General features: G+C 56.6%; 8 protein-coding genes and 1 tRNA gene. 2 read left to right on the forward strand and 7 right to left on the reverse strand.

What is annotated here, in order from left to right:
• Positions 1–127 precede the first annotated feature (127 nt).
• The 6 genes from ABUK73_RS12320 to ABUK73_RS12345 form a co-directional block, all read right to left on the reverse strand.
• Positions 128–204 (reverse strand) — tRNA-Met (locus tag ABUK73_RS12320).
• Between the two features lie 135 nt (positions 205–339).
• Positions 340–1,536, reverse strand: a complete 1,197-nt coding sequence (gene mnmA, locus ABUK73_RS12325; protein ID WP_353577511.1) for a tRNA 2-thiouridine(34) synthase MnmA — start codon at positions 1,534–1,536, stop codon at positions 340–342.
• Positions 1,537–1,683: 147 nt separating this feature from the next.
• Positions 1,684–2,871: an OpgC family protein gene (locus ABUK73_RS12330; RefSeq protein WP_353577512.1), complete on the reverse strand. Its 1,188-nt coding sequence runs from the start codon at positions 2,869–2,871 to the stop codon at positions 1,684–1,686.
• A gap of 371 nt (positions 2,872–3,242) precedes the next feature.
• On the reverse strand, positions 3,243–4,322 hold the full coding sequence (locus ABUK73_RS12335; protein WP_353577513.1) for a Tim44 domain-containing protein: 1,080 nt from the start codon (positions 4,320–4,322) through the stop codon (positions 3,243–3,245).
• Between the two features lie 206 nt (positions 4,323–4,528).
• The gene (gene serA, locus ABUK73_RS12340) at positions 4,529–6,124 is read right to left on the reverse strand and encodes a phosphoglycerate dehydrogenase (protein WP_353577514.1); all 1,596 of its coding nucleotides are present in this window, start codon (positions 6,122–6,124) and stop codon (positions 4,529–4,531) included.
• Positions 6,125–6,199: 75 nt separating this feature from the next.
• Positions 6,200–7,378, reverse strand: a complete 1,179-nt coding sequence (locus tag ABUK73_RS12345) for a phosphoserine transaminase (protein WP_353577515.1) — start codon at positions 7,376–7,378, stop codon at positions 6,200–6,202.
• A 247-nt stretch (positions 7,379–7,625) separates the two neighbouring features.
• On the opposite strand from ABUK73_RS12345, the gene ABUK73_RS12350 reads away from it, so the two are divergent.
• Positions 7,626–8,207, forward strand: coding sequence for a DoxX family protein (locus tag ABUK73_RS12350; protein ID WP_353577516.1), 582 nt, complete (start codon positions 7,626–7,628; stop codon positions 8,205–8,207).
• A 72-nt stretch (positions 8,208–8,279) separates the two neighbouring features.
• On the opposite strand, the gene ABUK73_RS12355 is transcribed toward ABUK73_RS12350, so the two are convergent.
• Positions 8,280–9,089 (reverse strand): outer membrane protein, encoded by an 810-nt coding sequence (locus ABUK73_RS12355; protein ID WP_353577517.1) that lies wholly within the window; start codon positions 9,087–9,089, stop codon positions 8,280–8,282.
• A 559-nt stretch (positions 9,090–9,648) separates the two neighbouring features.
• On the opposite strand from ABUK73_RS12355, the gene ABUK73_RS12360 reads away from it, so the two are divergent.
• Entirely contained in the window at positions 9,649–11,502 is a 1,854-nt protein-coding gene (locus ABUK73_RS12360; RefSeq protein WP_353577518.1) for a putative bifunctional diguanylate cyclase/phosphodiesterase, read from the forward strand.
• Positions 11,503–11,681 lie beyond the last annotated feature (179 nt).

Here is an 11,681-nt window from a genome sequence, read left to right on the forward strand (position 1 = left end):
TGCTTTTACGAAAGTTTTGCCCCGCTTGGTGCATCCGCGATGGCCGCGTCAATCTAAATCCACACCGCAGATTAAAATGCAACCAATTATCCTCTAAATCGAAAAGTGACAACCTTTCGGGAAAATTTGGTAGCGGGAGAGGGACTTGAACCCCCGACACGCGGATTATGATTCCGCTGCTCTAACCACCTGAGCTACCCCGCCACAGAGGGACGTGACAGTTTTGCAACCGTCCGTTCCATCAGGATGAGCGGCTTATAAGGTGCCGCTCCCTAAAGTGTCAAGCGCAAGATGCGCAAAAACGTCGCTTTCTACACTGCGGTAAAAACCTGAATGGTTTCAGGCCGCGACCGGGTTTTGCAACAGGGCTTTCAGCGACGCTTCGGCTTCGGGTGAACGCTCCGAACGCTCGATGAAGCCGCCGCCATAGACGCGGGCATCTGCGCCGGGGGCGGAGTACAGGACGCAGGCTTGTCCTGGGGCTACACCGGCCTCACCGATGGCGAGATCGACATAAACGCCCTTCTCATCCGCATGCAGCAAGGCCTCGCCTGGCGGGCGTGTGGAGCGGACCTTGGCGAAACAGGCAAAGCCCTCACCCGCGTCGCTCAAAAGATTGCCGTCGCCCAGCCAGTTCATGTCGCGCAGATAGACGCGGTGCGTTTCCAGCGCCTCACGCGGGCCAACGATGACGCGGCGGCCACGGGCATCGAGATGGACCACATAAAGTGGCTCACCAGTGGCCACGCCGATGCCGCGGCGCTGGCCAATGGTGTAATGCACGATGCCATCGTGACGGCCAAGCACGCGCCCGTCGAGGTGGACGATATCGCCCACCAGTGCTGCGTTCGGCTTCAGCTTGTTGATGATGTCGGTATATTTGCCTTGCGGCACGAAACAGATGTCCTGACTGTCAGCCTTCTTGGCGACGACAAGCCCCATCTCTTCCGCAAGCTCACGCGTTTGCGCCTTGGAGAGACCACCCAGCGGAAAGCGCAGATAATCGATCTGCTCCTGCGTGGTCGCAAACAGGAACCAGCTCTGGTCGCGGTCGCTATCGATGGGGCGAAAAAGCGCACGGCGGTCGGGATGCCCGGCAACCGGGTTGAGGCGCGAGCGGATATAGTGGCCGGTTGCCAGCGCATCGGCTCCCAGTTCCTGTGCGGTGGCCAGTAGGTCGGCGAACTTGACGGTCTGGTTGCAGGCAACGCAGGGCACCGGCGTCTCGCCCATGGCATAGGCTTCGGCGAAGGGGTTGATCACCGTTTCGCGGAAGCGGGCTTCGTAATCCAGCACATAATGCGGAATGCCCAGCGTTTCGCACACACGGCGCGCGTCATCGATATCCTGCCCCGCGCAGCAGGAGCCCGCGCGGTGGACGGCAGCGCCGTGATCGTACAGCTGAAGGGTAATGCCGAGGACGTCATAGCCCTCGCGTTTGAGGATTCCCGCCACAACGGAGGAGTCCACGCCGCCGGACATGGCGACGACAATCCGGGTATCTTCCGGCTTCTTATCAAAGTCGAGCGTGTTCACTGGTTTTCCAATCGTCAGTCATACCGGGGGTCAAGGCCCCGCCGCCTGTCGTATTTTTCAGCCTGCATATAGAAAGAAATGCTTTCACACGCAAGTACAGGGCGGCAAGGTCGCCCTGCATAGGGACATGGATCAATGTGAGGATGTTTAAGCGCCGGCGGTCTTTTGACCGTCGCCCAGCCACTTTTCGCGTTCTCTCCACAGAGCGGGCAGAGCCAGCATGGCGACACCAACAAGTGCAATGATCGTCTTTTCCACCTGCGTCAGTTCGGCGGTACGGCCATCGAGGTAATAGATGCCGTAGACGATCGCGACGTGCCAGACATAGACCTGAAGCGAGTGGCGACCCAGAAGCTGAAGGAATTTCAGCGACAGAACCCAAGTGACAGCGGCAGCGGCCTTCTGCACCAGCGGATTATGGTGCTTGGGACCGGCGATCAGCAACCATGTCAGGCCAACGCCGACGGCAAGGAAGTTGATGAGATAGACCGGGCCGAAGTCAGCGCGGATTTCCATGGTCGAGAACTTTCCGAGCATGAATTCCGGCATCAGGTTCCACGCCGTTGCAATGCGCAGCGGCACGAAGAACAGGCAGACGATCAATGCGGCCTTGGCAATCCAGCTACGCTGCGGCGAAAAGATTTTCGTCCAGGCGATTTTGTTCTGGGCTGTCATAGCACCCATGACGAGCGCAGAGAAGAACACCAGCTGCCAGCCGAACAGGTTGAAGCTGACACGAATGCCCTGCTCATCCGCACCCTTTACCAACTCGTTGACCGGCGTCGTGAACAGCTGCTGCAAGCCGAGCTGACCTGCCATCCAGACCAGCAGCGAACCGGCCATGACGTAGGCCCACTTGCCATCAAGGCACAGCTTGACCAAGAACGGCGCAAAAATCATGTAGACAATGTACTGCGGCAGAATGTCCATGAAGGTTGGCTGGAACAGGAAGGTCGCAATTGCTGCCAGACGCAGCGGATCGTCAAACGACGTCATGCCAAGCCAGTTGTACCAGATGTAAGGCGCATGCGGGATGACCATGCGGACAAAGAGAACCGCAATGACGAGGCCCATGGCGTATTTATACAGTTCCAACGCACGCGCCCAGATGAGGTCACGGCCCATTTCATAGCCGTACTTCATCATCTTGCGGGCATAGACCATGCCGATCAGAAGACCCGACAGGAAGACGAAGCCCTGAGCATCCTCCACGAAAGCGAACTGTCGGTGGTTGATCTCCATCAGCCACAGGCCGCCAGCGAAGACGAGGTGGTTGATCAGCATGAAGACGAGAAAATACCCGCGCATCCCATCGATCAGGTCAAAGCGTTTCATCTGGCTTGCTCTCCATAATCGCAGGCACCTCTGAGCCAAGGTTGCCTGATCCGAACGACAGGATGGTTCTTGGGGTACCATCCAAACTTGGATCGTGAACGCGGTTTTAAGGCTGCGGTTCCGCCTAAAACAGCGTTTTACCGCTCGCGTTGATTTCACATTGCTGTGTTGCGCCCTTGGGTAAAGCTCCCTGACTGAACGCCGGATGAATGAAAAATGGCGATTGCGTGGATGAACTGCGGCGAACCATAACAAGGGCTTAGCGCCCAAAACACGTTGAGCGCCTGATACACAGGGCCTCTGGAACAAGAATGGCCGGTGCAGAACTTGCTCTGCACCGGCCATATTTTCATTCAGTTTTTTTCAACCTGTCAGGCTGCGGCCTGAATGGCGGCAACCTGCCATTCCGAACCGTCCTGACGAACGAATGTCCACAGCTCGGTTGATTCTTCCGGCTCATGCTCGTTGCCTTCAACGATCTTGCCGGTATTGCGATCACGCATCACGTCGATGGCGGAGTAGCGCATGGCGACGGTTGCGTAGTCCTTGCCCTCTTCGTGCCAGGCTTCGGCAACATCACCCTGCAAAAGGGTCACGTCGCGCACGTCGTTCTTGACGCCGCTGGTGGCGTGGTCGCTCAGTTCCTCGGCCAGATAGGACATGGCTTCCGGCGTGGTCAGCTTGCGAAGCGCGCTGTAGTCCTCGGCGGCATAGGCAGCCTGAACGTTCTCCAGCGTCTTCTGGAAAGTTTCCAGATCGACCTGCGTCACGCCGATTTCATCACCCTCCGACATGGCATTTTCATGCGGTGTCGGCTTTGGCGCGACAGGAGCAGCAGCAGCCGTTGCTGCGGCTGCAGCACCACCGAAGGAACCGGCCTTGGAACCCATCTGCGGGATCTTGAAGCCACCCATCGAGTTCTGGTTGCCCTGAGGCGCAGAATAGTCATTGCGTGCTGAGCCATTGCCCGCCGCACCGCCAAATGCAGGCTTGCCCTGACGGCGAGATGCGAAGAAGCGCATGGCCAGCATGATCAGACCGCCGATAAGAAGACCCTGCAACAGCATGCCGAAGAAACCGGCCATGCCGCCGAAGCCGCCGCCCATGAGCATGCCGAACAGGCCGCCCATCAGCAAACCACCCATGAGGCCACCCATCATGCCACCGAACATACCGCGGCTCTGCTGCGGTGCCTGTGCATTCGGGCGCGCAGGCTGTGCTGCACCCGGCGTTGCCTGGTTGGTATTCGGCGTCATGCTGCGGTTGATCGGAGCTGCCTGACCCGGCGTCGTATTTGTTGCAGGCGGCGCGGAAAAGGTTCTCGTGCCACGGCTACCAAAACCGCCGCTTGCGCGCCGTGCCTCGGCCATATCCACAGCAATGAATGAAACGGCAATGCCCAATGCGGCAACCGCAAACAAACCCCTAAAGCGCCTAATGGCAGCAAACATCGTCTTCTCCTGTTGCACCGCCCTCCCATTGAGCGGCCTGTCTTGGTCGATATAGCAACTATGGATCATCATTTTTAGAGGAATGGCATAAAATTTTTCGTGATATGCAACCTTAAGTAAATATATGGTCGCAAACACAAAAAACCCGGCACGGGATTGCTCCTGTGCCGGGTGATTTTCATGTGTCGAAGATAGCCAGAAACAGCTTAGTCGATGTTGAAAGACAGCGACTTGACCTGGCGGATGGCCGGGTTGGCGCGCAGCTTATCCAGCACGTCTTCCGAAACCGGACCATCAACGTAAAGAAGCGCGATGGCGTCGCCGCTTTCCTTTTCGCGACCCAGCTGGAAGTTGGCGATGTTGACGCCAGCTTCACCCAGCGTCGTACCCATGAAGCCGATCATGCCGGGAACGTCGGTGTTGGTGATGTAGATCATGTGCTGACCGACATCGGCATCCATGTTGATGTTCTTGATCTGGATGAAGCGTGCCTTGCCATCCGAGAACACCGTTCCGGCAACCGAGCGAACCTGATTTTCAGTCTTCACGGTCAGCTTGATGAAGCCGTCATAAACGCCGGTCTTGTCGCGCTTGACTTCGGAAAGGATGATGCCCTTTTCCTTGATCATGATCGGCGCGGAAACCATGTTCACGTCAGAAACCTGCGGGCGAATGAGACCGGCCAGAAGTGCCGAGGTCAGTGCCTTGGTGTTCATGTTGGCTGTTGCGCCATCATAAAGGATTTCGATTTCCTTGGTGGCGCTTTCCTGCACCTGACCGACGAAGGAGCCCAGAACGTCAGCCAGCTTGATGAAAGGCTTCAGGCGCGGTGCTTCGTCAGCGGTGATGGACGGCATGTTGATGGCGTTGGAAACGGCACCCTTGACGAGGTAATCCGACATCTGCTCGGCAACCTGAAGCGCCACGTTTTCCTGTGCTTCGGTGGTCGAAGCGCCCAAGTGCGGCGTGCAAACGACGTTTGGCAGGCCAAACAGCGGGCTTTCCGTTGCAGGCTCGACTTCGAACACGTCGAAACCGGCACCGGCAACATGGCCGGACTTGATGGCTTCGGCAAGCGCTGCCTCATCCACCAGACCACCACGGGCGCAGTTGATGATGCGAACGCCGGGCTTGGTCTTGGCAAGATTTTCAGCGCCCAGAATGCCGCGCGTCTTGTCGGTCATCGGTACGTGCAGGGTGATGAAGTCGGCCTGGGCCAGAAGTTCATCCAGCTCGACCTTGGTCACGCCCATTTCCTGCGCACGCTCTGGCGACAGGAAGGGGTCGTAGGCCAGAACATTCATCTTGAGGCCGAGGGCCCGCGAGCAGACGATGCCGCCAATGTTACCCGCACCGATGACGCCGAGCGTCTTGCCGGTGATTTCAACGCCCATGAACTTGGACTTTTCCCACTTGCCACCCTGTGTGGAAGCGTCAGCCGCTGGAAGCTGGCGGGCAACGGCGAACATCAGCGCAATGGCGTGTTCGGCAGTCGTGATGGAGTTGCCGAAAGGCGTGTTCATGACGATGATGCCGCGACGCGACGCAGCGGGAATATCGACATTGTCCACACCGATACCGGCGCGACCGATGACCTTGAGGTTGGTCGCAGCTTCGATCAGCTTTTCCGTGGCCTTGGTGGCGGAGCGGATGGCCAGACCATCGTAATTGCCGATGATTTCGGCCAGCTTGTCCTTGTCCTTGCCGAGCTTCGGCTGGAAATCGACTTCGACGCCGCGATCACGGAAGATCTGGACGGCGGTTTCCGACAGTTCGTCAGATACGAGTACGCGAGGTGCCATGGTGTGGGCTCCTGAAAAAGGGTTTATTCTTGAAAGCGGAAATGCGCGGCCCTGCCGTGGCAGGGCCGGAATTGGTCAGGCAGCAGCCTTGAAAGTCGCAGCCTTCTGCGTTTCGAATGCCCATTTCAGCCAGGGCATGACGGCCTGCATATCAGCCGTTTCGATGGTTGCACCGGCCCAGATGCGAAGGCCGGATGGCGCGTCGCGGTAAGCACCGATATCCAGCGCTACATTTTCCTTTTCGAGAAGGGCAACCATGCCCTTGGCGAAATCGGCTTGGGCTGCAGCATCAAGAGCTGCAACATCTTTGCAGACGATCTTGAGGCAGACGGAGGTGTTGGAACGCGTCTCATCGACGACGGCCAGATTGGCAATCCAGTTATGCTCAGTCACGAAGTCGAAAATGACCTTGGCGTTTGCATCGGCACGCGCCATCAGGGCGTTCAAACCACCGAGGTTCTTCGCCCACAGCAGCGCATCGATATAATCTTCGACGCAGAGCATGGATGGCGTGTTGATGGTTTCGCCGGCGAAGATGCCTTCGATCAGCTTGCCGCCAGATGTCATGCGGAAAATCTTCGGCAGCGGCCAAGCAGGCACGTAAGTCGTCAGACGCTCGACAGCGCGTGGCGAAAGAATGATGACGCCGTGGCCACCCTCGCCGCCCAGAACCTTCTGCCAGGAGAAGGTCACGACGTCGAGCTTGGAGAAGTCCATGTCCTGCGCAAATGCAGCAGATGTCGCATCGCAGATGGTGAGACCCTTGCGATCGGCAGGGATGAAATCAGCGTTTGGAACGCGAACACCTGATGTGGTGCCGTTCCAGGTAAAGACCACGTCACGGTCGAAATCAATCGTGGAAAGGTCTGGCAGAACGCCGTAATCGGCTTCTATTCTGCGCACGTCCTTCAGCTTCAGCTGCTTGACGACGTCGGTCACCCAACCGGCACCGAAGCTTTCCCACGCAACCATATCGACGCCACGTTCACCGAGCAGCGACCACAGGGCCATTTCAACGGCGCCGGTGTCGGATGCAGGAACGATACCGATGCGATAATCGGCAGGAACGTTCAAAACTTCGCGGGTGAGATCGATGGCCTGCTTCAGCTTGGCTTTGCCAACCTTGGCGCGATGCGAACGACCAAGCGGTGCATCGGCGAGAGCTTCAAGCGACCAACCGGGGCGCTTCGAGCAGGGACCAGAAGAGAAATGCGCATTGCCCGGACGAAGGTCCGGCTTCACTATATCTGTCATTTGACTACCCTTTCAGATAGGCGCTCCACGTTAGGGTGGAGTGTCCTGACAGCGTTGCTATGCCTGTGGGCCGTCACAGTCAAGGGGAATATGTCGCAGCCGACAGAAATCTTGGCCCGTCTGCGTCATCACTGGCGCCACCCAACAGGCAGGCCAGTCCCGTTCTGCGAGCGTCTTGACACAGGTCAAACACATCACGCCTCAACGGGTGCAAGTTGATGATCATCAACCCAAGAAAGATACTGACATGAATAGAGAGGCTCCTTTTTCAACCGACCGCAACGTCCTCATCATCCCTTTTCTGTCCGGGTTCTATGAGAAATTTGCCCAACCCTTCGCCTGGACAGCGCTTCGCGTCGCCATAGGCGGTATGCTGACACTGGAAGGATATCCCAAAATACTGGCACCCTTCGCACAGATCGGCTTTGTCGAAAATCTGGGCTTTTATCCCGGCTGGCTGTGGTCACCGACGTTGGCTGCCATGCAGTTTTTCGGTGGTATCTTCATCGCGCTCGGCCTTCTCACTCGCCCCGTTGCCCTGGCAAATGCGGTGATGCTTGCGATTACGCTCTGGTTCCACTTCGCCAACCCTTACGGCCACGCCCTTTTGACGGATGCCGGCATCGAAGCGTTGAAAGCGGCCAATCAGACCCTGTTCACACCGCAAGGCCTGAAGCGGCTTGCCGATGGCGGCACGATTTTCCTTGAACAGGTGCAGACCAAGGCAGAATTGGCCTCGCTTTTCTGGACAGGCGGCACCGCCCTCTTCGCGGCCTTTGGCGGCGGATACTGGTCGATAGACAAATGCCTGCTGAAAAAGCAGTTCTGACAAAGGCTTAAAAAGAAAAACCGCCCGCATCAGTCTCGATGCGGGCGGTGTTTATTCGTGATGGTTTTCAGATTACTTGTAAACCGCAGGCTGAAGCGGAATGTCAGCTGGCGGAATGTACTGCGCGGTATCGCAACCGTTGAAGACATAACGGCCACCGACGCGCACTTCATGCGACGTCAGACCCTTGTCGCGGCCCGTGCTGACGGCACCACGGCCACCAAACATTTCACCGCTGCCGATCTGGCGGAAACGATAACCGACGTCGGCCTTGAGATTGCACGTCACGTCAATCGATGCACCGGCCATCAGTGCGTAAGCAAAGCGCCAGTCGCCCTTACCTTCAAACTCGCAGCAACCGCTATCGAGCTTAACGGTGTCCCACTTGACGTGCGCGCCACCGATACCTGCACCCAGGTAAGGTGTTATGCGTCCGTATGTTCCAAGATCGACATAGGCGTTGGCCAGCAAGCTATAGGCACGCAGCGATGAGCGGAAATTGTCATCACCCGTACCTGCCGCATTCGTGGCTGTTCCGCGAAAGTTGGACTTCGCCATGTAATCGAAGGTCAAATCCGTGCGGAGGTAGTTGTTGATCTGATAACCAACACCCGCGCCGAAGAGGAAACTATCCTTGGTCGACTCTGTGCTTGAATGAGCGAACTCGTTTGAACCGCTGACTACACGCGAAAATTCAAAGCTGCGTGCCTTGTTGAACGAATATCCAACGTCACCGCGCAGATACCAGCCACTGGCTTCCTGAACAGCCACTTCCGGTGGCGTGTCGATGAAGGCAGGTGGTGCAGCCTGATACAGATCGGCTGCGAAAGCGGTTTGGCATGCCATCAATGCGGCGACGACACCGATCAGGCTCTTTTTCATTACGGCGGCTCCCTAAGCGGTACAGGCGTCAAACGCGGCAATACCCGTGAAATTCTTCATTTACGAAGCCTGAAGGAAAATGGTTAAATCCATCTTAAAATTCTTAGTAGTCGGGTGATCTTTACTAACGATCACGGTTAATATTTTACGACTGCCTGAAACCAAATCCTACTCGCGTGGAAAAATAAACTCCCGGAATGCGGGTATTTTGGCCACTTCTCGACACTAAAGCGCGATTTAACCCTTCAATGGAATAATATTTTATTAGCCAACATTATTGTCCTTATCGAAACAATATTGGCCCATGATCAGTATAGATTGCGAATGTCCACGCAAGCGAATGATATGAGGTCAGACATGAGGTGCTGATCGTAAGGGAAATCCTCTCCCGCGCATTCCCGCAGCAAGATTTATCTGTTGCTGTCCGTCCAGAATCGTCCAGGATTTTCCCTCGTTGAGCCTCCAGTTGAAGCATCTTATCGAATTCATCCGAATTCCCGTTCACAATCCGGATTTGCTGAAAGCCAAATATCGCGCTTTCTGCAGGCAGATGCCGGTCATGTATTTGATTCTGATATCAAGCACCTGGGCGCTGGCCGCAACACATGTGTCCGTTGCTCCGGCCTGGCTGACCATCGGCATCCCGTCCGTCTTTACGGTCATCACCATCATCCGCGTCATTTTCTGGTGGAAGTCGCGTGATTACGCCCCCTCCACCGAGGAAGCTCTTGCCGCACTGAAACGAACACAGCGGCTAGCCGTCTGCATTTCCACGGCTTTCACGACCTGGTCGTTTCTGCTCTACCCCTATGGCGGCGCTTACCAGCAGTCCCATGTTGCGTTCTACATGGCGATTACGGTCATCTCCTGCATCTTCTGCATGATGCATATTCGCTCCGCAGCATTTGCCGTTGCCGTCATCGTCAATGGCGCCTTCGTGGTGTTCTTCATGGCCACCGGCCAGGCAACCTTCATTGCCATTGCGGTCAATATTCTTCTGGTTACCTTCGGCATGCTGGCGGTGCTGATGGTGAATTACGGCAATTTCGAACGCATGATCGTCGCCCAGCAGCAGACGGAAGCCTTGAGCAACGAAAACCTGCGATTGGCCAATATAGACAGCCTGACGGGACTGCCGAACCGTCGCGCCTTCTTCAACCACCTGACGGACGCTTTCGACGCTGCCACACGAGAGCAGACACGTCTTGCCGTCGGCGTCATCGATCTCGATGGCTTCAAGCCGGTCAATGATCTTTACGGCCATTCCTCCGGCGACCGTTTGTTGATGGAAGTCAGCAGCCGCCTCACCCAATATTTCGCCTCGACAGATCTTTTTCTGGCCCGTCTGGGCGGAGACGAATTCGCCTTCGTCATTTCCGATGTCGCCAACGACCGGGATGTGGTCAGCGAATGCAACCGCATGTGCGCGCATATGCACGCGCCTTTCACCCTGCCGGATGCGACGATCATGATTTCCGGTTCTATCGGCATCGCGGTCTATCCTGATCTTGCGGCATCGCCGGAAGAATTGTTCGACCGCGCCGATTACGCGCTCTATCACGGCAAGCGTCAGAAGCGCGGCAACAGCACGCTGTTCACCACCCGCCATGTGGAGGAAATCCACCGCGATGCGCGCATCGAACAGACGCTGAAACAGGCGGATCTCGTCACCGAACTCTCGGTGCTCTTCCAGCCTATCGTGGATGTCTCAACCCGGAAAACAGCAGGTTTTGAAGCTCTGGCGCGCTGGAACAGCCCCGCGCTCGGGCCGGTCTCGCCCAGCCAGTTCATTCCCATTGCCGAACGCGCGGGCATCATCGGCGGCCTGACCCGAACACTTCTGAAGAAGGCACTCACCGCCGCCAGACAATGGCCCGACGACATCCGACTGTCCTTCAATCTCTCTGCGCAGGATTTGAACAGCCCGGAAGCCGTGATCGCACTCATCGCCATTATCGAAACCAGCGATTACGATGCGACTCGCCTTGATCTTGAAATCACCGAAACAGCATTCATCCACGATACGCGGCAGGCACGGCAATCCGTGGAAATGCTGAGACAGATCGGCTGCGGTATTTCGCTGGATGATTTCGGCACAGGCTATTCCAGCCTGACCTCGCTTCACTCGCTACCACTGACCAAAATCAAGATCGACCACAGCTTCGTCCACGAAATTCAAAACAATCCCGCCAGCGAAAAAATCGTCCGCTCCGTGCTGACCCTCAGCCGCGAAATGGGACTCGATGCCATCGTGGAAGGTGTGGAAACCGACGCGGAAATGTCGGCTATCATCCATCTCGGCGGCCATTTCATGCAGGGCTATCTGTTCTCCCGGCCCATCGAAGACACGGCGGTTGCTGGTTATCTGGCATTGGAAACGGCGTCGGATTTGCGTGTGTATCGCGAGGCGTAGTGCCTGCGTGGACGCGGATATATAAGGTTTAGTTTATCGATAACCGTATACGCGTTTTCGACGTCATCAACTCTGTTGCATTAAGTCGTCTCTGAGCCTTGTGTTTATAGTTATGATAATTTTTCGCATGGTTGCGGCGATGGCGACGATTGGCGGCTTTCCGCTTTCGATAAGGCGTT

The sequence above is a fragment of the Agrobacterium vacciniicorymbosi genome, from assembly GCF_040427045.1.
Classification (GTDB): domain Bacteria; phylum Pseudomonadota; class Alphaproteobacteria; order Rhizobiales; family Rhizobiaceae; genus Agrobacterium.

Excerpts from the sequence above, each read along its gene's own strand:
- ABUK73_RS12330 (WP_353577512.1), bottom strand. The coding sequence starts at position 2,871 with ATGAAACGCTTTGACCTGATCGATGGGATGCGCGGGTATTTTCTCGTC.
- ABUK73_RS12335 (WP_353577513.1), bottom strand. The coding sequence starts at position 4,322 with ATGTTTGCTGCCATTAGGCGCTTTAGGGGTTTGTTTGCGGTTGCCGCA.
- serA (WP_353577514.1), bottom strand. The coding sequence starts at position 6,124 with ATGGCACCTCGCGTACTCGTATCTGACGAACTGTCGGAAACCGCCGTC.
- ABUK73_RS12345 (WP_353577515.1), bottom strand. The coding sequence starts at position 7,378 with ATGACAGATATAGTGAAGCCGGACCTTCGTCCGGGCAATGCGCATTTC.
- ABUK73_RS12350 (WP_353577516.1), top strand. The coding sequence starts at position 7,626 with ATGAATAGAGAGGCTCCTTTTTCAACCGACCGCAACGTCCTCATCATC.
- ABUK73_RS12355 (WP_353577517.1), bottom strand. The coding sequence starts at position 9,089 with ATGAAAAAGAGCCTGATCGGTGTCGTCGCCGCATTGATGGCATGCCAA.
- ABUK73_RS12360 (WP_353577518.1), top strand. The coding sequence starts at position 9,649 with ATGTATTTGATTCTGATATCAAGCACCTGGGCGCTGGCCGCAACACAT.